The organism is Aeromonas sp. EERV15, from assembly GCF_900079845.1.
Taxonomy (GTDB): Bacteria; Pseudomonadota; Gammaproteobacteria; order Enterobacterales; family Aeromonadaceae; genus Aeromonas; species Aeromonas sobria.
This window is the reverse complement of the sequence record NZ_FKKY02000023.1, coordinates 63,042-87,820: the sequence shown is the minus strand read 5'-3', so window position 1 is coordinate 87,820 and position 24,779 is coordinate 63,042. Positions and strand designations below refer to the sequence as shown.

Below are 24,779 nucleotides of genomic sequence, written 5' to 3'. Positions count from 1 at the left end.
CGCCATTCAGGCTGACCTTGAATTGCTCGCCGTTGTCCGCCAGCGCGTCGTTCACCGCCTTGGCACTGAACACCTCGCCTACCGCGACCGTGGTCTTGCTGGCGCTGTAGTCAGCACTGCTGGTCGTGCCCAGGTTGCCAAAGCTCACGCTCACGTTGCCGCCCGGCTGGGTCGCCAGCACGGTACCGTTGGCATCCACCGCGCGCACCACGTAGTACGCGCTGGTTTCGCCTTCTTCCGACACAGTGGAGCTGTCGACCAGCTGACCTTCCGCATCCACCGCAAACAGTTTCAGGGTGAAGGCGGTGTCGTTGTCGTCCACCACGGTGTTGGTGATGGTGCCTGTGGTCGCCACGCTCTCGTAGTTGCCACCGCTGGTGCTGCCGATGGTGACACTCAGCGCCTGCTCACCCTGCTGGTAGGCGTCATCGCCGCGCACCAGCACCGGCGCACTGTTGGCGTTGCTGGCCCCGACCGGAATGGTGATCACCACCCCGTTGCTCAAGCTCACGCTCAGCGGGCTGCCGGTCACCGGGTTGCTGACGCTAGCGGTGTAGACGATGCTGCCGCCCTCGGTCACGGTCTGGCCGTTGGTGGCCGAGCTCAGGGTCACAGTGGTAGTGTCCACGGTGTCGCCCACCGCGGTGGTCACCTTGCTGCTGGTGTCCAGCTGTTCGTAGTTGCCACCGCTGCTGCCGGTTATGCTCACCGTCAGGCTGCTGCCATCTTTGTAAACATCGTCACTCGGGGCATCGACCGTCACGCTGCCGTTCAGCTCGCCCGCCTTGATGGTGATGCTGGTCCCATTGGATAACGCTAGGACCAGATCGGTCTGCGGGGCGTTATTGACGCTGGCGCTGTAGGTGATCTGGCCCCCTTCGTTGACCTGCGCCGGGGCGCCCAGGGTCACAGTGGTGGTGTCGACAGTGTCGTTAATCTGGGTGGTCGTTGAAGGGCTGGTGATGATCTGGTTGAAACCACCGCCCAGAGTACCGGTAATCGAAACGGTGATCGTTGACGGATCGACATAAGGGCTGTCTGCCGGAGCAGCAACAGTGACCGAACCGGAACTCTGCCCGACGGGAATGGTAATCACTGCACCATTGGACAGCTGAATAACCAAGTCAGAACCAAAAACAGGTTCATCAAGTGTCGCGGTAAAGGTAATAAGCCCACCTTCATTCACCTGTGGATCTGCACTCAAGACAAGGTTGGCGGATGTAAACAGAGGATCATCTTCACCAACGGCCTCAAGCGGTGGCTCGCCAGTGGCGTTGTAGGTGGTATCGAAGGTGGCTTCGGCAATGGTAGCGGAACCGGTACGGTCGATGGTGACAAACCCACCGTTGCCACTGGCTCCGGCGACACCACCAATACCGCCACCACCGGCGGCAGGTGCACCGCCTGCGGCAGAGGCTTCAAAGGCCTGGGTCGGGTCAGCGCCGCCCAAAATCGCCTGTTGCAAGGCATTGATATCATCAGGAGTACCAGCTGCACCGTTTTGCGCCAGCTGGGGAGCATCCCCCTCTTCAGCGGGCTCACTCTGCTCGCTGGCCGGTTGCACATTGAATGACTGTCCGCCACCCATAAAGCTGGCACCATCCGGCGACATGATCACTGCACCTTTCGGCAATACATCACCTTCAGCCAACAATTTTTGACTGCCATCGGCAGCAATCTGATAAGCCTGCCCTTTGAGTTGGGTAATGGTGATGCCCTGTTCCATGGTAACGGTGTTAGTAATCATGTTCTCTCCTGAATCCTGATTTGAATGCAATAAACCACATCCTACTGTGCATACAGATGGAGCAAATAACCAGCTCGAAAATTCGAAAGGATAGACTGATTTGAAGCTGAATCGTTCAGCCAGGCAGGAGGGTATAAAATGGCGAGGTCGGAAGGGTAAAAACCTAATTTATCAATACATTACAAAATAGTGACAGGAGCATGACAAGGCATGCTCCTGTTTAGATTAACCCTAGGCGCCAGCCCAGAGGATGATAGCCAGCAGCTGTGGCGAGATAATCCGCAGGAACATCACCAGCGGGTAGACAGTGGCGTATGAGAGCGCGCTGGCACCACTGGTCGGGTGCATGGCGTTGGCAAAGGCCAGCGCGGGAGGATCAGTCATGGAGCCTGCCAGCAAGCCGCACAAGGTGAGGTAATTCATCTTGCCGTAGAGGCGTGCCAGCACACCGACTACCAGCAGCGGGATCAGGGTGATCGCTATGCCATAGAGCATCCAGGCCGGGCCATCACCGTTGATCAGGGTATCGATAAAACCGGCCCCCGACTTGAAGCCCACCACGGCCAGAAACAGCACGATACCGATCTCCCGCAGCGCCAGGTTGGCACTGGGTGGCATGAACCAGTAGAGCTTGCCGATGCTGCCGATCCGCGACAGGATCAGCGCCACCACCAGCGGCCCACCCGCCAGACCCAATTTGAGGGCGGCCGGGAAACCGGGCAGATAGAAGGGGATGGAGCCAAGCAGCACACCGAGGCCAATCCCGATAAATACCGGCAACATCTGCACCTGTTGCAGTTTTTGCTGCACGTTGCCGACCACATTAGTAACCGCCTCGATCGCCTCCAGGCGTCCCACCAGATTAAGGATGTCACCAAACTGCAAACTGGTCTGGCTGGTTGGCACCAGCTCGATACCGGCGCGGTTAAGACGGGAGATCACCACGTCATAGCGCTGTTTGATGTCAAGATCGCGGATCTTCTTGCCAAGTACCTGCTCGTTGGTCACCACAACCCGCTCGACACGCAGATCGGTGCCCCGGGTCGAGAGCGAGGTCTCCACCTCCTCCCCCAACACCAGCAACACCTTATGCAGCGCATGGCGTTCACCCACCAGGTGGAGCAAGTCACCCAGCTCGATGCGGGAATCAGGCCGCGGCACCATCAACTCTTCGCCGCGCTTGAGGCGAGAGCAGATCACATCCGACTCATCGAGACTCGGGATCTCGCTCAGCATCAAGCCGTGCATATTGGGGTTGCGCACCGCGATGTTGATGGTCTGCAAACTCTCCTTGGTTTTACCAGTCTGTTGCTCGAACTGGGCGGCTTCATCGTCGATCTTGATGCGAAAGAACACCCGAACCAGCCACATGGTGAGCAAAATGCCACAGATGCCGAACGGATAGGCGACCGCATAGCCCATCCCCATCAGGCCGGTCGAACCGGGCGCAGCGCCCAGCTCGGCCAGGATCTGCTGGCCCGCACCGAGGGATGGCGTATTGGTAACGGCACCGGAGAAGACCCCCAGAATGACCGGTAATGGCACATCAAACAGTTGATGCAATCCGGCGGCCACCACGCAGCCAAGGATGACCAGCAGGGCGGCAAAGGCATTGAGTTTGAGACCCGAACTGCGTAATGACGCGAAGAAGCCCGGCCCGACCTGAATGCCGATGGTATATACAAACAGGATCAAACCAAATTCTTGAATGAAGTGAAGGGTTTGTGCGTCCAGTGCGAGATTGGAAGCACCAGCGAAATGACCCACAATGATGCCGCCGAACAGCACTCCCCCTATCCCCAGACCAACGCCATAGACTCGCCAGTTTCCCAGCCAGAGCCCTAGCACTGCCACCAGCGACAACATGCTGATGGAAAGCGCGATATCACTCATTTCGTGCATCCTTTGCGAATTGAACTGTCCCTAGCTTGTCAGCAAACGCTGACGCCAACTGTGTGATACCGCACGAATTTATCCTTTTTACGCGCTAAAAATACCAATTAAGGGCTACTCAAGCGACATAGCCATAAATGGCCATAAAGTGACAAACACTGCCGCCCAACACAAAAAGGTGCCAGATAGCGTGGTTGTAGGGGATCTGCTTGGCCACATAGAAAATGACCCCGAGGCTGTAGATCAGGCCGCCGAGTCCGAGCAGCAGCAACCCCTCACCGGCCAGATGGATGTAGAGCTGGTAGATGACCACCAGTGACAACCAGCCCAGCATCAAGTAGGTAAACAGCGACAACTTCTTGAAGCGGTTGATGAACACCAGCTTGAACACCACCCCGGCCAGCGCCAGGCCCCAGATCACCACCATCAACCCTTTCGCCAGCGGCGTATCGAGGGCCACCAGCAGGAAGGGGGTGTAAGTACCGGCAATCAGCAGATAGATGGCGCAGTGATCAAACACCTTGCACCAGCGTCTGGCACGCCCTTCAGCCATGCTGTGATAGAGGGTCGACGCCAGATAGAGCAGCACCAGACTACCGCCATAGAGGCTGTAACTCACCAGCGCCTGCGTGCCCTGCCCCCAGCCCTTGATGAGCAACAGCACCAGGCCGATACCCCCCAGCAACAATCCCAATCCGTGGCTGAGCCGGTTGGCTAACTCTTCACGGGGAGAATAATCTGTCACGCCACTCATATCGTTTACTCCAGCTTTAATGGGCTCACTCTAACCCAGCACCATTTCAGAGTACAAGTGTTCGCTTAAAAAATGGGGTGGCTGCCACCTGCCAACCTTTGGTGTATGCTCTGCCGCCGATGCCCGAGACAAGTGGCATAGACACCTACCCGGTGACCTGGTCTGGAGAACCTGATGAAGTTGACTGAGCTGTTTACACAACCGGATGCCGCCTTTGGCGACGCAATGAGCGCCATGCTGGCACATTTTCACCACTCGGATGACAGTCAGGCCCCCTACCAGCGCGACCAGTTCACCCACCAGCTCGATCAATCCCGCATGCCTGCGGTCGGCCTCTCCATCGAGCACTATCTGGCACGGCTGGCCACCCTGGTGCCCGGCGCCTCTCACCTCACCTCGCCACGCTACATGGGCCATATGACAGCGCCACTGCCAGCCTATACCGCCGAGCTGTCGCGTCTGCTGGTGATGCTGAACCAGAATCCGATGAAGATGGAGTCATCCCGCCTGCTCAGCTTTCTGGAGCGGGAGGTGCTGGCCAAGCTGCACCGCCTCATCTATGGCAGGGACGATGCCTTCTACGGCGAGCAGATGCATGCCAAGGATGCCGCCCTCGGCGTCATGACCAGCGGCGGCACCATCGCCAACGTCACGGCGCTGTGGCTGGCCCGCAACCGCGCCTGCGGCGACAATCTGTTCGCCCTCTATGAGCAGGGCTATCGCGGCGCCGTCATTCTGGGCTCGCGGCTGATGCACTACTCCTTCGACAAGGGAATGGATCTGCTGGGACTGGGCGCCCGCAGCGTCTGGCGCCTTGAGACCGACGAGCAGAACCGGCTCAGTCTGGCTGCACTGGAGCAGGCGCTGATCCAGTGCAAAGAACAGAAGCTCAAGGTGCTGGCGCTGGTCGGCGTGGCGGGCAGTACCGACTTTGGCTCCATCGATCCGCTGCCGGAGCTGGCGGCCATCGCCGAGCGCGAGCAGATCCATTTTCATGTGGATGCCGCCTGGGGTGGCCCGACCCTCTTCTCCCCCCGCTATCAGAGCCTGCTGACCGGCATTGAGCGGGCTGACACCGTCACGCTGGATGGCCACAAGCAGTTGCTGGTGCCGCTCGGTACCGGCATGCTGCTCTGCCGCCAGCCCGACCTGATGATGGCGGTCAAGCGCGAAGCCCCCTACGCTATTCGCGCCACCTCGTTCGATCAGGGTCGCTTTACGCTGGAGGGTACCCGCCCGGCCAACGCCCTTTATCTGGATGCTGCCTTCCAGCTGTTTGGCCAGCAGGGCTACGCCCGCCTCATCGAGGCCAACTACGACCGCGCCCGACTGATGGCCGAGCTCATCGAAAGCGATCCTGCCTTCGAGCTGATGTCGGCACCGGTGATGAACCTGCTCTCCTACCGCTGCATCCCGCCCCACCTGCAGGGCAAGGCGCTGGACGAAGCGGCGAATGCGCAGATCAACGACTTCAACGTGACCCTGCAAAAAGCCCAGCGCGCCGAGGGGCACAGCTTTGTCTCCCGCACCCAACGGGCGGTGGTGCGCTACGGTGCCCAGCCGCTCACCCTGCTGCGGGCTGTGCTGCTCAACCCGCTTATCGAAGAGCACCACATCCGCGAGCTGCTGGCGGATCAAAAACGGTTGGGCGAGCCCCTTGCCCGCCAGCTATTTGGCTAGCGCCGCGCCAGGGAACTGGACGTAAATTGGGCGGTCTTATTCATTTGCCGTTGTTTACCTTGCAGGTAAACTGGACAAAATTTTGCGGTCTATTTCTGAGGGCTATGCGCCAAACATGAAGCAATTTATTGAATTTATTCCACTTATCGTTTTCTTTGCGGTCTATAAATTTTACGACATCTATATGGCCACCGGCGCACTGGTGGTCGTGACCGGTCTGCAACTTCTCTACAGCTGGATCCGCTATCGCAAGGTCGAGAAGATGCAACTGTTCACCTTCATCCTGGTCGGCTTCTTCGGCGGCCTCACCGTATTCTTCCACGATGACACCTTCATCAAGTGGAAAGTGACCATCATCAATGTGCTGTTCGCGCTGGGCCTGCTGATCAGCCGCTACGGCTTTGGCAAGAACCTGATCAAACAGATGCTGGCCAAAGAGCTGCAAGCCCCCGATGCAGTCTGGGACAAGGTCAACCTCGGCTGGGTCGGCTTCTTTACCGTCTGTGGCCTGCTCAACCTCTACGTGGCATTTAGCCTGCCGCAAGAGATGTGGGTCAACTTCAAGGTATTCGGCCTGCTGGGGATGACGCTGGTCTTTACCCTGCTGAGCGGCGTCTATCTCTACCGCCACATCCCTGCCGAACAAAAGAACGAGCTGAAAAAATAACCCTCATCAGAAAAGGATCCTCTCATGTGGTATCTCATCTACTCAGAAGATGTCCCCAACAGCCTGCCACTGCGCAAGCAGGTTCGCCCTGCCCACTTGGCCCGGCTGCAAGCGCTGCAGGATGAAGGGCGCCTGCTGACCGCCGGTCCCAACCCGGCCATCGATGCCGAGGACCCAGCCGATGCAGGCTTTACCGGCAGCACTGTCATCGCCGAGTTTGCCTCGCAAGCTGACGCCAAAGCCTGGGCTGATGCCGACCCTTATGTGACCGCCGGTGTTTACGCCAAGGTCACCATCAAGCCGTTCAAGAAAGTCTTTTAAACCCGCGTCAGATGCAACGAGGCCGGAACGGGTGCACAACCCGCTCCGGCCTCTTTTTATTGGGCGATGTGAGCGATGCTCAGGGCACCGGCAGGTCACGCCCTGGCGACAAACCAGGGGTTGAGGATGTCGAGCTTGTTGTAGGCGAGGGGTGAGCCATCGAGTTGGGTGACGCTACCACCCGCCCCCTCCAGCACCGCCTGCGCCGCGCCGGTATCCCACTCACAGGTCGGCGCAAGGCGCGGATAGAGCTCGGCCCCCCCCTCGGCGATGATGCAGAATTTGAGGGAGCTGCCCATGGAGACCAGCTCGATTTCACCAAAAGGAGCCAAGAAATCGAGGGTCTCCTGCGACAGATGGTTACGACTGCCCACGACCCGCCACGCCTCTCCTTCCCGATGAGGCTGGGTCTGGATGGACTCTCGCTTGCCATCGGCAATGCGCCAGGCACCGAGCCCCTTGCCGCCATACCAGAGCTGGTCCAGCACCGGCGCATAGACCAGTCCCCAGCGCGGCGCCCCCTCTTCAATCAGCGCGATGTTGACGGTGAACTCACCATTACGGGAGACAAACTCCTTGGTGCCATCGAGGGGGTCCACCAGCCAGTAGCGTGACCAGCCGTGGCGCGCGGCCATTACCTCGGGGTCTGACTCCTCCGACAGCACAGGGATATCGGGGGTCAGCCGCGCCAACGCCTGCACAATCACCTCATGAGCTCCCTTGTCGGCAGCCGTGAGCGGACTCTCGTCGCTCTTGTACTCCACCGCAAAAGGCTCGCGGTAGATCGCCATGATGGCTGCACCCGCCGCACGAGCGACAGGTTCAAGGGCGGTGATATCGGGGTGGTACAGGGGGTGCTCCATAACAATCTCGTCCAGCTCACAGGGCCAACCAGTGTAACCCTTTTGACATCAACTGCTTATAGCCGATTGTGCTGGGTTATTACAGCGCGGTGGCCGCCAGCCCATTGCCCTCCCGTGAACAGGCCCAAAAACAACAAGGGACGCCGTAGCGTCCCTTGTTGTTTTTGGCGACCGGTATCAGGCCGCGCCCTGGCTGGCGGATCAGATCCCCTGACGGGCTTCCTGCATCAGCAGGCGCATGTCGCTCACGGCCTTGGCCAGACCGTCGAAGGCGGCGCGGCCGATGATGGCGTGGCCGATGTTGAGCTCATAGAGCTCGGGAATGGCGGCGATGGCTTTGACGTTGTGGTAGTGCAGGCCGTGGCCGGCATTGACCTTCAACCCCTTGCCAGCAGCATAGGAGGCACCGGCGGCGATGCGCTTGAACTCGGCATTGCGCTCGGCATCGGTGGTGGCATCGGCGTAGCGGCCGGTGTGGATCTCGATAAAGGGGGCGCCACTCTCGGCAGCCGCATCGATCTGAAGGGGATCTGCGTCGATAAAGAGGGATACCTGAGCCCCCACGGCAGAGAGGCGGGCCACTGCGTCAGTCACCTTGTCCAGCTGGCCAGCCACGTCCAGACCGCCCTCGGTGGTCACTTCGGTGCGCTTCTCCGGTACCAGACAGACGAAGTGGGGCTTGATGCGGCAGGCGATGCCGATCATCTCTTCGGTTACCGCCATCTCCAGGTTCATTCTGGTCTGGATAGTCTGGCGCAGGATCTCCACGTCGCGGTCGGTGATGTGGCGGCGATCTTCACGCAAATGCACTGTGATGCCATCGGCACCAGCCTGCTCGGCCACGAAGGCAGCCTGTACCGGATCCGGATACTGGGTGCCACGGGCGTTGCGCAGGGTGGCAATATGGTCGATGTTCACACCCAGATAGATTTCACTCATTGAGAACTCCTTGAAACTCTTCATCTGTTGACTGCGCGGCTACCGCGCGAATATCCGTATATCAGCCCGTAGGTTCGATTAGCGCAGCCTAATCGGACGTAGGTAACATTCTTACCGTGTCGGGTAACGCCGCAGAGCGGTTAACCCAAGCTATTGCGGCGTTTTAAAAACAGCTCCCGGCTCTTTAACTGACGCTTGCCCAGATAGGGTTGCAGCGCCAGTCGGCTGAAACGTTTGGCCGCCTGCAGCAAGGGCGGAGTATCGAAACGCCCCTCGGCAAAGGCCAGCAGGTGGGCACCGAGAAACAGGGTACGGGGATCCGGCGCCCGCTCGCAAGCGACAAAGCCCAATTCACGCTCGAAGCCATAGAGCAGGGTCGTCTCGATAGGCGACTCATCGTCCGCCGTGTATTCGAAATCCACCGCATAGCCCAGCGCCTGCAGCAGCAGAAACTCGAAGCGGCGCAGCGGCAGCTCCGGGGTCTCGCCATCGGCCAGCGCCATGATGGCACGGGCATAGGCGTCGAACACTTCGGGGAACGGGGTGTGCGCTTCCAGCAGGTAGTAGACCAGCTCGTTGAGATAGAGGCCGTAGAAGAGGCGGTCGCCACCGAGTCGCAGGGAGTGATCCGGGCATTCGACCTGGGTGAGGTTCTTGAGATCCCCCTTGCCGCGCCAGGCGATGGTGAGCAGGGTAAAGGGTTGCAGCAGCCCCTTGAGGGGGGAGCGTGGCCCGCGAGAACCGCGAGCCACCAGGGTAAATCGGCCACTATCCTGGGTGAAGACCTCGACCAGCTGGCTGGTCTCCCGATAGGGCCGACTGTGGATGACGAAAGCCGGGCTCAGCAATCCATCAACGCCACTTAATCGTCACCGTAGCCGAGACTGCGCAGGGCACGCTCGTCATCAGCCCAGCCGGACTTGACCTTGACCCACAGCTCGAGGTGCACCTTGTTCTGGAACAGCCGTTCCATGTCGAGACGTGCTTCGGTACCTATGGTCTTGATCTTCTCGCCCTTGTTGCCGATGACCATCTTCTTCTGGCCATCGCGCTCCACCAGGATCAGGCCGTGGATGTGGTAGAGGCCGTTCTCTTCCACCTTGAAGCGTTCGATCTCCACCGTCACCGAGTAGGGCAGCTCCTCACCGGTGAAGCGCATCAGCTTCTCACGGATGATTTCTGAGGCCATGAAGCGTGACGAACGGTCGGTCACGTAATCTTCCGGGAAGAAGTGGTTGTTTTCCGGCAGCAGATCCTTGGCCCACTCGCGGATCTTCTCCACGTTGGTGCCCTTCTCGGCACTGATGGGCAGGATGTGGGAGAAATTCATCTGCTGACCCAGCCACTCGAGGTGGGGCAGCAAGTCTTCTTTCTCTTTGACGTTATCGACCTTGTTGACCGCCAGCACCACGGGGCAGGGCAAGTGGCGCAACTTGCCAAGCACCATCTCGTCATCCTTGGTCCAGTGGGTACCGTCAACCATGAATACCACCATGGCCACATCTCCCAGCGAACTGGTGGCGGCACGGTTCATCAAGCGGTTGATGGCCCGCTTCTCTTCGATGTGCAGGCCCGGAGTATCAACAAAGATGGTCTGATAGTTCTCGTCGGTATCGATCCCCAAAATCCGGTGACGGGTGGTCTGGGGTTTTTTCGAAGTAATGCTGACCTTCTGGCCAAGCAACTTGTTGAGCAGGGTGGACTTGCCCACGTTAGGGCGGCCCACGATGGCGACAAAGCCGCAGTAGGTAGTATCTGTCATGACAGTTGTTCCAAAGCTTGTGGTGTTAAAAGACAGCGCCTTTTTGAATCAGACGTACCTGTCATGACAATTTGTCCAGCGCTTGCTGCGCCGCGGCCTGCTCGGCCTTGCGGCGGCTGGTGCCGACCCCTTTGAGCGGACCATCCAGACCTTCCACGTCGCACTGGACGGTGAACTCCTGGTTGTGGGCCTCACCCTTGACGTTAGTCACTGTGTAGGTCGGCAGGGATTTGCGGGTTCCCTGCAAAATTTCTTGCAGGCGGGTCTTGGGATCTTTCTGCTCGATGCCTGGCTTGATCTCGTCCAGACGGCTGGCGTACCAGCTCAGCAGCAGTGTCCGCACCACCTCAAGATCCGTATCCAGATAGACGGCGCCAATCACCGCCTCGACCGTGTCGGCCAGAATGGATTCACGGCGAAAACCACCGCTCTTGAGTTCACCTGGCCCGAGGATCAGATGATCCCCGAGGTCAAACTCCCGGCCCAGTTCGGCCAGGGTTTTTTCACGTACCAGAGTGGCACGCATCCGGCTGAGATCCCCTTCTGCCGCTTGCGGGAAGCGGTGGAACAGCGCATCAGCAATCACCAGGCTCAAAATGGAGTCACCCAGAAATTCCAGTCGCTCGTTGTGACGAGAACCGGCGCTGCGATGTGTCAATGCGCGGGTCAGCAACTCTTGATCCTGAAAGACATGCCCGAGACGGGACTGCAGTCTGTTCATCTTGATATTCATTTACTTGATTCCGCCAATGCGGTTGAAGCGCACCCCTGTCGGTACCCAACTTGGCAGCAGGGAGCCTTCTTCGCGCTCAAATTCAAAACTTATCCAGATAGCGACCGCCTTGCCGACCAGATTCTGCTCGGGCACAAAGCCCCAGAAACGGCTGTCGGTGCTGTTGTCACGGTTATCGCCCATCACGAAGTACTGCCCTTCCGGTACCACCCACTCATCAGGATAAGTGCCGGGCTGGCGATAGTAACGACCAACCAGATCCGGCATCAGCGGGTTGCGCAAGGTCTCGTGAGAAACATCACCCAACTGCTCGGTATAGCGGTCAAGGGGGATCCCCATCTGGGTAAATTCGCCTCTTTGTTCAAACTTGATGTCGAGCTTCTTGAAGCCCGGGCACGTTTTCCCTTCCTGCTCCTTGCCACCTGCTTCAGCACAGCGCGGCCGGATCATCAGCTCTTTGTTGCGATAGATGATCCGATCACCCGGCATGCCAACCACCCGCTTGATGTAGTCAACGCGCGGCTCAAGGGGATACTTGAACACCACCACATCACCACGCACCGGCTCGCCAGTTTCGAGGAATTTGGTGTTGGTCACAGGATCCCGCAGACCGTAGGCAAACTTTTCCACCAGGATAAAGTCGCCCACCAGCAAGGTGGGCATCATGGAACCTGACGGGATCTGGAACGGTTCAAAGATGAACGAACGCAGGATTAGCACAAAAGTGATCACCGGGAAGATCCCGGCGGTCTGCTCAATCCAGACCGGCACGGGGGCAACCTTGGCCAGGGTCTTCTCATCCAGGTGGGCACCGCCATGGGCACGGGCCACGGCAATCTTGGCGGCTCGCTGTTTGGACCAGATCATCTTGTCCAGACACCAGATAAAACCGGTGATCACACAGACCACCACCAAGATCAGGGAAAACGTGCTTGCCATCTATTTTTAGTCCTTTCCGACATGGAGAATCGCGAGGAAGGCTTCCTGTGGCACGTCAACACGGCCAACAGACTTCATCCGCTTCTTACCTTCTTTCTGCTTGTTCAGCAGTTTCTTCTTCCGGCTCACGTCACCACCGTAGCATTTGGCGGTTACGTCCTTACGCAGTGCCTTGACGGTGCTGCGCGCGATGATCTGGTTGCCGATGGATGCCTGAATGGCGATATCAAACATCTGACGGGGGATCAGCTCACGCATCTTCTCAACCACCTGGCGACCGCGATACTGGGCGTTCTCCTTGTGGGTGATGATGGCCAGCGCGTCAACCCGCTCACCGTTGATCATGATGTCCAGACGAACCATCTCGGAGGTTTCGAAACGCTTGAAGCCATAATCCAGCGAGGCGTAGCCACGACTGGTGGATTTCAGGCGGTCGAAGAAGTCGAGCACCACTTCTGCCATCGGGATGTCATAGGTCAATGCAACCTGATTGCCGTGGTAGACCATGTTGGTCTGCACGCCCCGTTTCTCGATACAGAGGGTAATGACGTTCCCCATGTACTCTTGCGGCAGCAGTATGTTGCACTCGGCGATCGGCTCACGCATCTCTTTGATGTTGTTAACCGGCGGCATGGCGGACGGACTGTCGATATGGATAGTCTCGCCATTGTTCAGCTCAATCTCATAGACCACGGTCGGCGCAGTGGTGATCAGATCCAGATCGTATTCGCGTTCCAGACGCTCCTGGATGATCTCCATGTGCAGCATACCGAGGAAGCCGCAACGGAAGCCAAAGCCCAGTGCTGTGGAGCTTTCCGGTTCGAAGAACAAGGAGGCATCGTTCAGAGAGAGCTTGTCGAGGGCGTCACGGAACGACTCGTAATCATCGCTGGAGATGGGGAACAAACCGGCATAAACCTGCGGCTTGACCTTCTTGAAACCCGCCAGTGGCTTGTCAGCACCGTTCTTGGCTTGCGTCAGGGTATCGCCCACTGGCGCGCCATGGATGTCTTTGATACCGCAGACAACCCAACCTACCTCGCCGCAACCCAGTCCTTGAGTATCCACCTGCTTGGGGGTGAAAATACCGATACGATCGACACCCCATACCTGGCCGGTAGTCATCACTTTGATCTTGTCGTTCTTCTTGAGCGAGCCGTTCTTGACCCGCACCAGAGACACCACCCCCAGATAGGAGTCGAACCAGGAGTCGATGATCAGTGCCTGCAGCGGGGCATCCGGATCACCTTCCGGTGGCGGGATACGCGCAACGATCTCTTCCAGCACCAGGTCAACTCCGAGACCGGTTTTGGCAGAACAACGCACCGCATCGATCGCATCGATACCGACGATATCTTCGATCTCTTCAGCAACCCGCTCCGGCTCGGCCGCAGGCAAGTCAATCTTGTTCAGCACCGGCACCACTTCCAACGCCATTTCCATGGCGGTGTAGCAGTTGGCCAGAGTCTGTGCCTCAACCCCCTGACCGGCATCCACCACCAGCAGCGCCCCTTCACAGGCCGCCAGCGAGCGGGAGACTTCGTAGGAGAAATCTACGTGGCCCGGGGTGTCGATAAAGTTCAGCTGATAGGTGTTACCGTCTTGTGCCTGGTAGTTCAGGGTCACACTCTGTGCTTTGATGGTAATGCCGCGCTCGCGCTCCAGGTCCATGGAGTCAAGCACCTGAGCCTGCATCTCGCGGGAGGACAAGCCACCGCAAGTCTGGATCAGACGGTCCGACAGGGTCGATTTACCGTGGTCGATGTGCGCAATAATCGAAAAGTTACGAATGTGTTTCATCGAGCAAGAGTCACTCAAAATTAGTTAAGGTCAGTTATGGAGGCGCGATTTTACTGGATAACCCGGCTGACGGCCATTCTTTAGTCGCCAGCACCCGTGAAATAGCGCGTGTTCGGTCAGGAGAGGATATGGACAGGAACCACCACGCCAAGCATCTGCGGGCCGTAGCAGCCCTGATCGAGGCGGTTGGAAAAGTAACGAACCAGTAAAAAACCCAGTCCGCCCCCCAACAGGCAGCAGAGAATGGTAACTCCCTCCCCGCCCAGGAGCAGCGGTGCCAACCAGAGCTTCCCCAACAAGGCGCCTGCCAGCAGGCAAAACAGCGGCAAGACGTAGACCAGAGCGGCACCGCGCAGCAGGCTCTGCTGCGGGATACCCAGCCGAATTTGCTGGCCAACACCTACCTCGGTGGTCATTTTGACCCGCAAGCGTTGTGCCCTGAGAGGAAATGCCTTGGCCACTGTGCCAGTGCCGCAGTTGGACTGTTGCTGGCAACCACTGCAGGCAGAGCGCCGCTCGCACTCTACCCAGACATGGTCTCCCTCGATGGCCACCACGGTCGCCAACTCTTCACTCATCTCATTCACGGCAAGACCTCGGGTTCAACAAAGGGATCTGAAAAAGCATAAAGATACCTGAAGACAACACGCCGCGCTCGGCAAGCCGGGATGTTCCGGTCATAGCCCATCAGGGGATTGCTTCGTTACGGGCCAACGGCTGGACCGACTCGGCAATTCGCTTGGCGGTCTCGGCTGGTACTTCACCCACCACTGTGATCTCGACCCCCACATCGTTGACATAGCTCACCAGCGAGGTGGCGCCCTGGCGGATCAGCTGCTGACGCACCGCCTGTTTGGGGTCAACCCGGGAGACATAGACCGACAAATCCACCAACCCGTCGGATAGCATCATGTAATCCACCGGCATACTGGTGGTCACCAGCTGATGGCGGTCTTGCGACAGGATCTTGAAGCCATCTGGCAGCCAGGAAATCTGCCAGTTAAGGGCTTGCTGGGGGGCAGGATAGGCATCTTCCAGCGCTAAGGCGGCAGGCTGTTTGCTCTTGGCCAGGGTCACCAACCAGGGGGCGGGTTTGCTCTGCAACGCCAGCTCAACCCCCAACACTTGCTCCACCAGATTGCCTTCCCGCTCCACCATGTCGACCCGCAGCAACAGATTGCTCTGCTCATCAATCCACAGCACGAAGCCGTACTTGTCTGCCTCTTTGGGCACCAGTCTGACCACCTGCGCCACCACACCGGCAACGCGACTACGGCCAGCCAGCACCGGATCATAACTCTCCAGCACCCGCGCGATTGGCATCTTCACCAAGGTCGACCAGACACCAGGAAAACGGGCATCTTTCAGGGTGTAAGGCTCGTGGCTGTTCTCGAAAAAGGTGTATTCATCCTGACGTTGCAGATATTCAATCGCCTTGCCATCGAGGTAACTGAGATGGGCGACTTCCTGGCCATCGATCACCGCATGGCTGATGCGGATCGGTTCAAGACGCCCCTGACGGGCCTTGACCATGGATAACTCAAAGTTTTGCTGCTGCACGGCACTCTGCATCTGCTGCAACAAGGCCTCGGCCGACTTATCGTCGGCCGAGGCCTTGGCACTGATCAGCAGGAGAGAGGCCAGCAAAATACGGCTGGACTGGCGCACGATTTGATCCCTGACAATACGTTATTGTTGAATCTGTCTGTCTTGCAACAGGCGTTGCTGCAACTGGTGGTCACGCAAGAAGGCATTGACGCGCTCCCGCTGATCCTGCATCTGCTGCTCGGTCAGCCCTTGCTGACGGGCACGAGTGCCATCCTGTTGCGGATAGTGAACGCTCACAGGGGAGGCACTACCACCAATAGGAATAGTATTCAGAACCGGATTGGTTGGTAGACCATCTTGCCCCTGATACTGCTGCACCCCGAAGATAACGGCAGCGGCAACGGAGGCGGCAATGGCATATTGACCAAGCTGCTGACCGACCCGGCGGAACAGCGGTATCACATTGGAATCTGTCTTGACCGGCGCAACGATTGGTTGCAGCACAGGCTTAACCTCAACCGGCTTGGGTGCCAGTATGGTAGGCTCATCTTCCAGCGCAGCCATGATGCTGGCGCTGAGATCCAGTTGCAGATTGACCGACAGGTCACCCCGCATGGCATTGCCTATCAGGTGGTAACGACCCCAGGTATCTTGCAAGTCGGAATCCATCTCCAACTCGTTCAACACCTCGGCATCACTCAGTTCACCATCCATCAGGGCAGAGATTTGCTCTTTATTTGCCATAAGTTAACCCGTCTTTCCCCAGTTAATTCTCGATCAGAGGTTTCAGCTTTTTATCGATTGCGTCCCTCGCCCGGAAGATACGGGATCTGACCGTACCCACAGGGCAATCCATGATTTCGGCAATCTCTTCATAGCTCAACCCTTCCAACTCACGAAGGGTGATCGCTGTCCTCAGGTCTTCCGGCAACGCCTCGATAGCGGCAAACACTGTGCGCTGGATCTCGTCGGTCAGCGCCAGGTTTTCAGGGGTAGCCACCTCTTGCAAGGCTTCACCACCACCATAAGACTCTGCGTCGTCAGCCTCCACATCACTGCTGGGCGGCCTGCGCCCCTGGGAGGTCAGATAATTCTTCGCCGTGTTCACGGCAATACGGTACAACCAAGTGTAAAAAGCACTTTCGCCACGGAATGTCGGCAATGCCCGGTAGGCTTTTATAAAGGCCTCTTGCGCCACATCGGGCACATCACCGGGATTATTGACATACCTGGCCACCAGGTTGACCACCTTATGCTGGTATTTTTTTACCAACAGGTTGAATGCTGCTTTATCGCCGCGCTGGACCCGTTCAACCAGCTGTTCGTCCAGTAGATTCTGGTCGCTCATCAGAGCCGTAAAACCCCCATCAGGTTATCGTTCTTCTTTTCCGGCCCTTCCTAAGCGCACAAGTTCAGACAGGGAGAATCAGAGAAAGTTCGCTTCAATTGAAAAAAATGTGACGCAGGCTGCATCCTCGCCCTCGCTTGGGCTACCATGGTGCCAGTTCTTAATCCAGGCCAATGATACTTATGAAAGCAAGTGTTGAATACCTTTGCGATGTACTGATCATTGGCAGCGGTGCCGCTGGTCTGTCCCTCGCGTTGCGATTGGCAGACCACGCCAAAATCCTGGTTCTGAGCAAGGGGCCCATCAGTGAGGGGGCCACTTTCTATGCGCAAGGAGGCATCGCTGCCGTTTTCGACGAAACCGACAGCATCGAATCCCATGTGAGCGATACGCTCAACGCCGGGGCAGGGTTGTGTGACCCGGCCGTGGTGGAGTTCACCGCTCGCCACGCCCGCGAATCCATCCAGTGGCTGATCCAGCAGGGAGTTCCCTTCGATCAAGAGCAGGACGCCGATGGGGAATCCCACTATCACCTCACCCGCGAAGGGGGCCACAGCCATCGCCGCATCTTCCACGCGGCGGATGCCACCGGCAAGGCGGTGCAACTCACCCTGATCGATCAGGTGCGCGCCCACCCCAATATCCAGCTGATGGAGCGCTTCAACGCGGTCGACCTCATCACCACCCGCAAGCTCAACCTGCCGGGCAACAAGGTACTGGGCGCCTACGTCTGGAACCGCAACGCCGAGCAGGTCGAGGTGATCCGCGCCCGTTTCGTGGCGCTGGCCACCGGTGGTGCTTCCAAGGTCTACCAGTACACCTCCAACCCGGATGTGAGCTCTGGCGATGGCATCGCCATGGCATGGCGGGCCGGTTGCCGGGTGGCAAACCTGGAATTCAACCAGTTCCACCCCACCAGCCTGTTCCACCCGGACGACCCCAACTTCCTGCTGACCGAAGCGCTGCGTGGCGAGGGGGCCTATCTGCGCCGCCCGGACGGCAGCCGCTTTATGCCAGAGTTTGACGAGCGGGCCGAGCTGGCGCCGCGCGACATCGTCGCCCGCGCCATCGACCACGAGATGAAGCGGCTCGGGGCGGATTGCATGTATCTGGATATCAGCCACAAACCGGCCGATTTCATCATCAAGCACTTCCCGACCATTTATGAGCGCTGCCTCGCGGTCGGCATCGACATCACCAAGGAGCCGATGCCCATCGTACCAGCCGCCCACTACACCTGTGGCGGCGTGATGATCGACAACAACGGCCAGACAGATATCCCCGGCCTCTACGCCATCGGCGAAGTGACCTACACCGGTCTGCACGGCGCCAACCGCATGGCATCCAACTCCCTGCTGGAATGCGTGGTCTATGCCCATCAGGCGGGGGCCGACATTCTGGCCAAGCTGCCGATGAGCGTGGAGCCGCCGCGCCTGCCGGTGTGGGACGAGAGCAAGGTGGACGATTCCGACGAACTGGTGGTTATCCAGCACAACTGGCACGAACTGCGGTTGATGATGTGGGACTACGTGGGGATAGTGCGCACCAACAAGCGGCTGGCCCGCGCCAAGCGCCGCATCGACCTGCTCAAGCAGGAGGTGCAGGAGTACTACGCCAACTTCCGCGTCTCCAACAACCTGCTGGAGCTGCGCAACCTGCTGCAGGTGGCCGAGCTTATCGTCAACTGCGCCCTGCAGCGCAAGGAGTCCCGCGGCCTCCACTACAACCTGGATCATCCGGATATGCTGCCGAACTCCAAACCGACCGTGCTGACCCCGGATCGGGATTAAGCCCTCTTCTATCGCACTGTTTGGCAGTAAACCAGACCCCGCTTCGGCGGGGTCTTTTTGATACTGCGACTCTGTGGCAGCACGCAGCAGATAGCCGACACATCGCGCAACATTTATTCAACATAACAACCAGATAACTCCGCTTGACTCCCTGCTAAATAGTTCGTGCCATACTGACAATTGATGCAAGTGACAAATCAATCAATGCTGAGGTCATCATGGATGGGAAGCTTTTCAACGCCGACGCCGAGGCAATGTTGAGCCAGCTGTCAGATCACACTGTCCTGGAACAGCTGATGGATAACGCCCCTCTGGGCATCGGCGTCTTTGACCGCGAATTTCGCTACTGCAAAGTCAATCAGGTGCTGGCAGACATCAACGGCAAAAGCATCGAGGAACATCTGGGTAAACACCTCCGAGAGGTAGTGCCCAAGCTGGCCCCTACACTGGAACCCATGTTTCAGCAGATCATTGGCAGCGGCATCTCCTATGTGAATGTCGCCATCACGGGTCAGGCGGCATACGACAGCAGCGCCCGACGCTGGCAAGCCACTTACAGTCCCATGCACGATGATAAAGGGGAGCTAAACGGGATCCTCGCTATCGTACGAGATGTCACCGAGCAGTATGAAAGTGAACAACGGTTGCAACTGGCGATGCAGGCGGCACAAATAGGCGTCTGGGAGTGGCACGTCGAGGAGGATAGATTGCTGTTCGACGGCCAGATTGCACCACTGCCGGGCAGCCAGCTCCATCAGCACCGGGGTGGACAACAGGCCTTCATCGACTGCTTCGAGCCCGAATCAGCCAGCCAGCTCAAGGCAGCCCTGCAAGGTCATGAATCCATCAACCTGACACTGAGTTACATGAGCGCTCTCAACGAGCGCAACTGGGTCGATATTCATGGCGATCATGTCCCCGCCACCGAGTCCATTGGAAAGCGGGTGATGGGCGTTATCCGCAGCGCGACCGACCGCCGCCGCCAAGAGGCGAGACTCCAGCAGGCCAACGTAGTATTCGATACCACCGCCGAGGGGATCATCATCCTCGACAATGAGCACCACATTCTCTCGGTCAACCCGGCCTTCACCATGCTGACCCAATATGAAGCCTGGGAGGTGATAGGGCATACGCCGGATCTGATCATGCACCCCAGACGTTACACTGACCTCCTTTACCCCTGGAGCCACCTGCACCCCGGCAATAACGCCTGGCACGGCGAGATGGTCTGTCTGCGCAAGGATGGCCGCTACTTCTCCTCCTGGCAGCAGATCCGCGCCGTCTACGACAACTTCAACAACACCACCCACTATGTGATCGCCCTCTCCGACATCAGTGCCATCCGCAGGGTAGAGGCCGAACTCAATCATCTTGCCTATCACGATCCCCTTACCGAGCTGGGCAACCGCCAGCTGTTGCAGGAGCGGCTGGCCCTTGAGCTGAAAACCGCGCAGCTCAATCGTAAACGGTTGGGGCTGCTTTTTATCGATCTCGATGGCTTCAAGCTGATCAATGACAGTCTGGGCCATGGTGTCGGCGACGAGCTGCTCAAGCGGCTGGCTGAACGCATCCGCTGCTGCCTGCAGCACAACGATCTGGCGACCCGCCTCGGCGGCGACGAGTTTCTGGTACTGATCCCCTATCTGGAGCAACCCGAAGAGCTGGCCTCCCTCGCCAATACGCTGCTGGGCGTCTTGCACGAACCGGTGCAGCTGGCCGATGAGCAGGTCATCATCTCGGCCAGCATCGGTATCGCCATCTATCCGGATCACGCAAATAGCCCGGAAACCCTGGTCAGTGCCGCTGACAGCGCCATGTATGAAGCCAAAAGCCAGGGGCGCAACGGCTATCAATTTTACACCCCGAGCATGGCAGCCCAAGCGCGTGAACGGATGCATATCGAACAGGGGTTGATCAAGGCGCTAGAGCTGGAACAGCTCTGCATCTTCTATCAACCCATGACCAATCTTGCCAATGGCGACCTGAGCGGGCTGGAAGCACTGGTACGCTGGCAACACCCGAATGAAGGGGTCATTGCCCCGACGCGTTTTATTCCGGTCGCTGAAGAGTGCGGTCTGATCGAAAAAATCGGGGGATGGGTGATGCGCAATGCCTGCGAGCAGGGACAACAATGGTTAGCTGCAGGGCTGCCGGTACCACGATTATCGGTCAATGTCTCGGTGCGAGAGATGCGCTCACCCGGCTACGTAGAGCGCGTCGCAGCGATTCTGCGCGAAACAGGCTTTCCGCCGGAGAAGCTGGAAATAGAGGTAACGGAGAGCATCATTCAGCGAGTCGACCAGAGCCTGGATCTCTTTACCCGTTTGAAATGTCTCGGCGTGCAGATTGCCATCGATGACTTTGGTACCGGCTTCTCATCACTGAGCCTGCTCAAGACCCTGCCCATCGATCGCATCAAGATCGACCGCGCTTTTGTGCAGGCGCTACCGGATGACAAAAACAGCAGAGAATTGTGCCGCACCATCATCAATCTGGCCGACAGTCTGGAGATGGAGGTCACCGCCGAAGGGATTGAGACGCTAGCCCAGCAGGTGTTTTTGCAATCCCTCAACTGCGGCGAAGGGCAGGGTTATCTGTTCAGTAAACCGCTGCAGGTCAACCATATGGGTGACCGCCTGCATCAGCGACTGATGTCTTGAAGCGAAAGCACAGATCGCAAGCACATTGGTAGTGGCGGCATGCCAATAATGCCGACTACCGACCGATCATCAAGCGGGATATGGGCCCTTCACGCTCATTGGACTGCCTCGCCAATGGCGAATCAGCCGGATAACGGGACTCCGGAGCCGTAAACGTCAGCGTGACCGCAGGGCTCTGCTCTTGCAATGCCTGGCCCAACTGAGCGGCCACCAGATCCCGCAGCACAGGCGCAGCCTCCTGCCGGGTAATCAATAAATCTTGAGAGAGCTTGTCTGCTGGTGCCGGATGGGCGGCTCAAACTGCCAGAGTGATGCACATAATAACAGGGAGAACATAACCACCTCCTTTAATCACATGCCTCCTTTCTACTCACTCGAGGCTTCATTGTCACCGATAGCCCTGTAACCAAATGTTGCCGCCTATCCAAAAGTCTAATTGCCCTCCGCCACCAAAGGTATAAGTTGTTAAGAAATCATTAAAAGAACTATTCAAAGGAGTGACAGATGAGCGAGAGCAAGGTCTACCCGGTCAAATCCCATATCAGTGACAGCGCCCTGCTGGACAAGGCCGGGTACGAGGCCATGTATCAGGCCTCCATCGACAATCCGGACGCCTTCTGGGGAGAGCAGGGAAAAATCCTCGACTGGATGAAGCCCTATAGCAAGGTCAAGAACACCTCCTACGATCCGGGCCATGTCTCCATCAAATGGTTTGAAGATGGCCAGCTCAACGTCTCTGCCAACTGTCTCGATCGCCATCTCGCCGAACGGGGTGACAAGGTCGCCATCATCTGGGAAGGGGACAACCCCGCCGAAGATCGCAAACTCACTTACCGCGAGCTGCACAGCGAAGTGTGCAAGTTTGCCAACGTCTTGAAAGCACAAGGGGTTCACCGCGGTGACGTGGTCTGCCTCTATATGCCGATGGTGCCCGAAGCCGCCATCGCCATGCTGGCCTGTACCCGCATCGGCGCGGTACACAGCATCGTATTCGGCGGCTTCTCGCCGGAAGCGCTGGCTGGCCGCATCATCGACTCGGGCTCGCGCATCGTGATCACCGCCGACGAGGGACTGCGTGGCGGCCGTCCGGTGCCACTCAAGAAGAATGTGGATGAAGCGCTCACCAACCCGGAAACCCAGGTCAACAAGGTGATCGTGCTCAAGCGCACCGGCGGCAATGTCGCCTGGCACAACCACCGCGACATCTGGTGGCACGAAGCGACCGCCACCGTCAGCAGCGACTGCCCGCCCGAGGCGATGAACGCCGAAGATCCGCTCTTTATCCTCTACACCTCCGGCTCCACCGGCAAACCGAAAGGGGTACTGCACACCACCGGCGGCTATCTGGTCTATGCCGCCCTCACCTTCAAATACGTGTTCGACTACCACGAGCAGGATATCTACTGGTGTACCGCCGATGTGGGCTGGGTCACCGGCCACTCCTATCTGGTCTATGGGCCACTCGCCAACGGCGCCACCACCATCATGTTCGAAGGGGTGCCCAACTACCCGGCCACCAACCGCATGAGTCAGGTGGTGGACAAGCACCAGGTCACCATTCTCTATACCGCGCCGACCGCCATCCGCGCCTTGATGGCCAAGGGCAACGAGGCGGTCACCGGCACGTCGCGCCAGAGCCTGCGTATCATGGGCTCGGTGGGCGAACCCATCAACCCGGAAGCCTGGGAGTGGTACTACCGCACCATTGGTGACGAGCGCTGCCCCATCGTTGATACCTGGTGGCAGACCGAAACCGGCGGCATCCTCATCAGCCCGCTGCCCGGCGTCACCGACCTGAAACCGGGCTCGGCCACCAAGCCCTTCTTCGGGGTGCAACCGGCGCTGGTGGACAATATGGGCGAGCCGCTGGAGGGTGCCACCGGAGGCAATCTGGTGATCACCGACTCCTGGCCTGGCCAGATGCGCACCGTGTTCGGTGATCACGAGCGTTTTGAGCAGACCTACTTCTCCACCTTCCCGGGACGCTACTTCACCGGCGACGGTGCCCGTCGCGATGCAGATGGCTACTACTGGATCACAGGGCGAGTGGATGATGTACTCAACGTCTCCGGCCACCGCATGGGCACTGCCGAGATCGAGTCGGCGCTGGTCGCCCACCCCAAGATCGCCGAAGCGGCGGTGGTGGGGGTTCCGCACGAGATCAAGGGTCAGGGCATCTACGCCTATGTCACCCTGATCGCAGGCGAAGAGCCGAGCCGAGAGCTGCACAAAGAGGTGAAGGAGTGGGTACGCAAGGAGATTGGCGCCATCGCCACCCCGGATGTGATCCACTGGGCAGAGGGGCTGCCGAAGACCCGTTCCGGCAAGATCATGCGCCGCATCCTGCGCAAAATCGCCACCGGCGAAACCGACAGTCTGGGGGATATCTCTACCCTGGCTGATCCGGGCGTAGTAGACAAACTCATTCGCGAGAAGTCGGAAGCGGCCTGATCATGCGCGCCATAATGCAGCGTAAAATCGCCACCGGCGAGACCGACGGTCTGGGGGATATCTCCACCCTGGCGGATCCCGGGGTCGTGGACAAACTCATTCGCGAGAAGTCGGAAGCGGCCTGATCCTGCTTCCTTTGCAACTGAGTAAAGCCGGCATTGTGCCGGCTTTACTCTTTTCAGGAAGCCGCAAAGGCAAACGCTGTCATGGATATACCGAGCAAGCAAAATTGAGCAATAAACAGGCAGATGTAGAGATTAGACCAGTAAAATGCTGCTAATTTTCACGAAATCAATATAATTGCGAAATCTGTGTGCCAGGGCACACCGATTTGCGCAGAAAATGGCTAGATTTCTGGTAGTCCACAAGATAGCTGATAGATCGCAGCATTATCATCGAGGATGTACTCAATATGTCGCAAAATCACCGAATTCTCCTGCTCAACGGGCCAAACCTGAACCTGCTGGGCAAACGGGAACCGGGCATCTACGGCAACAAGACGCTCGATGAGATCGTCGCCGATCTGAAGCTAAACGCCAGCGAACTCGGTGTCACTCTGGAACATCTGCAATCCAACGCCGAACATGAGTTGGTCAGCCGCATCCATCAGGCCATGGGCCAGGTGGATTTTATCATTATCAATCCAGCCGCCTTCACCCACACCAGCGTCGCCATCCGCGATGCGCTGCTGGGTGTGGCTATCCCTTTTATCGAGGTACACCTGTCAAACGTCCATGCCAGGGAGCCGTTCCGTCATCACTCCTATCTGTCTGATGTCGCAAAAGGGGTCATTTGTGGTCTGGGGGCCGATGGCTACCAATTCGCTTTAACCGCGGCCGTGCACCATCTGCGCGCGGCTTGTTAATCACTGATCAGATAAAGAA

Annotated in this window: 21 protein-coding genes; 7 read left to right on the top strand and 14 right to left on the bottom strand. The window is 58.3% G+C overall.

Annotated elements, in window-relative coordinates; genetic code table 11:
* From BN4575_RS18185 to BN4575_RS18175, 3 genes are all read right to left on the bottom strand, one after another.
* Positions 1-1,747 (bottom strand): retention module-containing protein (locus BN4575_RS18185; RefSeq protein WP_141689865.1); only part of this gene is annotated, 1,747 nt, incomplete at its 3' end.
* Positions 1,748-1,978: 231 nt separating this feature from the next.
* On the bottom strand, positions 1,979-3,640 hold the full coding sequence (locus BN4575_RS18180) for a putative transporter (RefSeq protein WP_042020909.1): 1,662 nt from the start codon (positions 3,638-3,640) through the stop codon (positions 1,979-1,981).
* 118 nt (positions 3,641-3,758) lie between these two features.
* Positions 3,759-4,394, bottom strand: coding sequence for a PAQR family membrane homeostasis protein TrhA (locus BN4575_RS18175; RefSeq protein ID WP_042020911.1), 636 nt, complete (start codon positions 4,392-4,394; stop codon positions 3,759-3,761).
* A gap of 174 nt (positions 4,395-4,568) precedes the next feature.
* Here BN4575_RS18175 and BN4575_RS18170 point away from each other — a divergent pair, with 174 nt between their 5' ends.
* The 3 genes from BN4575_RS18170 (at position 4,569) to BN4575_RS18160 (ending at position 7,062) form a co-directional block, all read left to right on the top strand.
* Positions 4,569-6,074 (top strand): aminotransferase class V-fold PLP-dependent enzyme, encoded by a 1,506-nt coding sequence (locus BN4575_RS18170; protein WP_068979249.1) that lies wholly within the window; start codon positions 4,569-4,571, stop codon positions 6,072-6,074.
* Between the two features lie 115 nt (positions 6,075-6,189).
* Complete coding sequence (locus BN4575_RS18165; RefSeq protein ID WP_068979248.1) at positions 6,190-6,741, top strand: septation protein A; 552 nt, start codon at positions 6,190-6,192, stop codon at positions 6,739-6,741.
* Between the two features lie 24 nt (positions 6,742-6,765).
* On the top strand, positions 6,766-7,062 hold the full coding sequence (locus tag BN4575_RS18160; RefSeq protein ID WP_068979247.1) for a YciI family protein: 297 nt from the start codon (positions 6,766-6,768) through the stop codon (positions 7,060-7,062).
* A 95-nt stretch (positions 7,063-7,157) separates the two neighbouring features.
* Here the strand turns inward: BN4575_RS18160 and cysQ are convergent, their stop codons facing one another.
* From cysQ to rpoE, 11 genes are all read right to left on the bottom strand, one after another.
* Positions 7,158-7,913: a 3'(2'),5'-bisphosphate nucleotidase CysQ gene (gene cysQ / locus BN4575_RS18155; protein ID WP_068979251.1), complete on the bottom strand. Its 756-nt coding sequence runs from the start codon at positions 7,911-7,913 to the stop codon at positions 7,158-7,160.
* A 213-nt stretch (positions 7,914-8,126) separates the two neighbouring features.
* On the bottom strand, positions 8,127-8,864 hold the full coding sequence (gene pdxJ / locus BN4575_RS18150) for a pyridoxine 5'-phosphate synthase (protein ID WP_033136290.1): 738 nt from the start codon (positions 8,862-8,864) through the stop codon (positions 8,127-8,129).
* 140 nt (positions 8,865-9,004) lie between these two features.
* Positions 9,005-9,712 carry a DNA repair protein RecO gene (gene recO / locus BN4575_RS18145; protein ID WP_068979246.1) on the bottom strand — a complete coding sequence of 236 codons (708 nt, stop codon included), beginning with the start codon at positions 9,710-9,712 and terminating at the stop codon, positions 9,005-9,007.
* A gap of 14 nt (positions 9,713-9,726) precedes the next feature.
* A complete protein-coding gene (era, locus tag BN4575_RS18140; protein ID WP_042020933.1) occupies positions 9,727-10,626 on the bottom strand; it encodes a GTPase Era in 900 nt (299 codons plus the stop codon).
* 61 nt (positions 10,627-10,687) lie between these two features.
* The gene (gene rnc / locus BN4575_RS18135) at positions 10,688-11,359 is read right to left on the bottom strand and encodes a ribonuclease III (RefSeq protein WP_042020934.1); all 672 of its coding nucleotides are present in this window, start codon (positions 11,357-11,359) and stop codon (positions 10,688-10,690) included.
* On the bottom strand, positions 11,360-12,298 hold the full coding sequence (lepB, locus tag BN4575_RS18130) for a signal peptidase I (RefSeq protein ID WP_068979245.1): 939 nt from the start codon (positions 12,296-12,298) through the stop codon (positions 11,360-11,362).
* 6 nt (positions 12,299-12,304) lie between these two features.
* Complete coding sequence (gene lepA, locus BN4575_RS18125) at positions 12,305-14,098, bottom strand: translation elongation factor 4 (RefSeq protein ID WP_068979244.1); 1,794 nt, start codon at positions 14,096-14,098, stop codon at positions 12,305-12,307.
* Between the two features lie 116 nt (positions 14,099-14,214).
* Positions 14,215-14,676 carry a SoxR reducing system RseC family protein gene (locus BN4575_RS18120; RefSeq protein WP_068979243.1) on the bottom strand — a complete coding sequence of 154 codons (462 nt, stop codon included), beginning with the start codon at positions 14,674-14,676 and terminating at the stop codon, positions 14,215-14,217.
* Between the two features lie 109 nt (positions 14,677-14,785).
* Positions 14,786-15,766, bottom strand: coding sequence for a MucB/RseB C-terminal domain-containing protein (locus BN4575_RS18115; protein WP_068979242.1), 981 nt, complete (start codon positions 15,764-15,766; stop codon positions 14,786-14,788).
* Positions 15,767-15,787: 21 nt separating this feature from the next.
* The gene (locus BN4575_RS18110) at positions 15,788-16,390 is read right to left on the bottom strand and encodes a sigma-E factor negative regulatory protein (protein WP_068979241.1); all 603 of its coding nucleotides are present in this window, start codon (positions 16,388-16,390) and stop codon (positions 15,788-15,790) included.
* Between the two features lie 22 nt (positions 16,391-16,412).
* Positions 16,413-16,994 carry an RNA polymerase sigma factor RpoE gene (gene rpoE / locus BN4575_RS18105; protein WP_042020941.1) on the bottom strand — a complete coding sequence of 194 codons (582 nt, stop codon included), beginning with the start codon at positions 16,992-16,994 and terminating at the stop codon, positions 16,413-16,415.
* Between the two features lie 182 nt (positions 16,995-17,176).
* Here rpoE and nadB point away from each other — a divergent pair, with 182 nt between their 5' ends.
* The 4 genes from nadB to aroQ all read left to right on the top strand — a co-directional run bounded on the left by nadB (position 17,177) and on the right by aroQ (position 24,760).
* Positions 17,177-18,784, top strand: coding sequence for an L-aspartate oxidase (gene nadB, locus BN4575_RS18100; protein ID WP_068979240.1), 1,608 nt, complete (start codon positions 17,177-17,179; stop codon positions 18,782-18,784).
* 218 nt (positions 18,785-19,002) lie between these two features.
* Positions 19,003-21,444: a sensor domain-containing protein gene (locus tag BN4575_RS18095; protein ID WP_068979239.1), complete on the top strand. Its 2,442-nt coding sequence runs from the start codon at positions 19,003-19,005 to the stop codon at positions 21,442-21,444.
* A 504-nt stretch (positions 21,445-21,948) separates the two neighbouring features.
* Positions 21,949-23,895, top strand: a complete 1,947-nt coding sequence (gene acs, locus BN4575_RS18085; RefSeq protein WP_068979238.1) for an acetate--CoA ligase — start codon at positions 21,949-21,951, stop codon at positions 23,893-23,895.
* 412 nt (positions 23,896-24,307) lie between these two features.
* A complete protein-coding gene (gene aroQ / locus BN4575_RS18080; protein ID WP_068979237.1) occupies positions 24,308-24,760 on the top strand; it encodes a type II 3-dehydroquinate dehydratase in 453 nt (150 codons plus the stop codon).
* Positions 24,761-24,779: the final 19 nt, after the last annotated feature.

What these genes read in the sequence shown, in the direction of transcription:
- BN4575_RS18180 (WP_042020909.1), bottom strand. Translation starts at nt 3,640, where the DNA reads ATGAGTGATATCGCGCTTTCCATCAGCATGTTGTCGCTGGTGGCAGTG.
- BN4575_RS18175 (WP_042020911.1), bottom strand. Translation starts at nt 4,394, where the DNA reads ATGAGTGGCGTGACAGATTATTCTCCCCGTGAAGAGTTAGCCAACCGG.
- BN4575_RS18170 (WP_068979249.1), top strand. Translation starts at nt 4,569, where the DNA reads ATGAAGTTGACTGAGCTGTTTACACAACCGGATGCCGCCTTTGGCGAC.
- BN4575_RS18165 (WP_068979248.1), top strand. Translation starts at nt 6,190, where the DNA reads ATGAAGCAATTTATTGAATTTATTCCACTTATCGTTTTCTTTGCGGTC.
- BN4575_RS18160 (WP_068979247.1), top strand. Translation starts at nt 6,766, where the DNA reads ATGTGGTATCTCATCTACTCAGAAGATGTCCCCAACAGCCTGCCACTG.
- pdxJ (WP_033136290.1), bottom strand. Translation starts at nt 8,864, where the DNA reads ATGAGTGAAATCTATCTGGGTGTGAACATCGACCATATTGCCACCCTG.
- era (WP_042020933.1), bottom strand. Translation starts at nt 10,626, where the DNA reads ATGACAGATACTACCTACTGCGGCTTTGTCGCCATCGTGGGCCGCCCT.
- rnc (WP_042020934.1), bottom strand. Translation starts at nt 11,359, where the DNA reads ATGAATATCAAGATGAACAGACTGCAGTCCCGTCTCGGGCATGTCTTT.
- lepB (WP_068979245.1), bottom strand. Translation starts at nt 12,298, where the DNA reads ATGGCAAGCACGTTTTCCCTGATCTTGGTGGTGGTCTGTGTGATCACC.
- lepA (WP_068979244.1), bottom strand. Translation starts at nt 14,098, where the DNA reads ATGAAACACATTCGTAACTTTTCGATTATTGCGCACATCGACCACGGT.
- BN4575_RS18120 (WP_068979243.1), bottom strand. Translation starts at nt 14,676, where the DNA reads ATGAGTGAAGAGTTGGCGACCGTGGTGGCCATCGAGGGAGACCATGTC.
- BN4575_RS18110 (WP_068979241.1), bottom strand. Translation starts at nt 16,390, where the DNA reads ATGGCAAATAAAGAGCAAATCTCTGCCCTGATGGATGGTGAACTGAGT.
- rpoE (WP_042020941.1), bottom strand. Translation starts at nt 16,994, where the DNA reads ATGAGCGACCAGAATCTACTGGACGAACAGCTGGTTGAACGGGTCCAG.
- nadB (WP_068979240.1), top strand. Translation starts at nt 17,177, where the DNA reads ATGAAAGCAAGTGTTGAATACCTTTGCGATGTACTGATCATTGGCAGC.
- BN4575_RS18095 (WP_068979239.1), top strand. Translation starts at nt 19,003, where the DNA reads ATGGATGGGAAGCTTTTCAACGCCGACGCCGAGGCAATGTTGAGCCAG.
- acs (WP_068979238.1), top strand. Translation starts at nt 21,949, where the DNA reads ATGAGCGAGAGCAAGGTCTACCCGGTCAAATCCCATATCAGTGACAGC.
- aroQ (WP_068979237.1), top strand. Translation starts at nt 24,308, where the DNA reads ATGTCGCAAAATCACCGAATTCTCCTGCTCAACGGGCCAAACCTGAAC.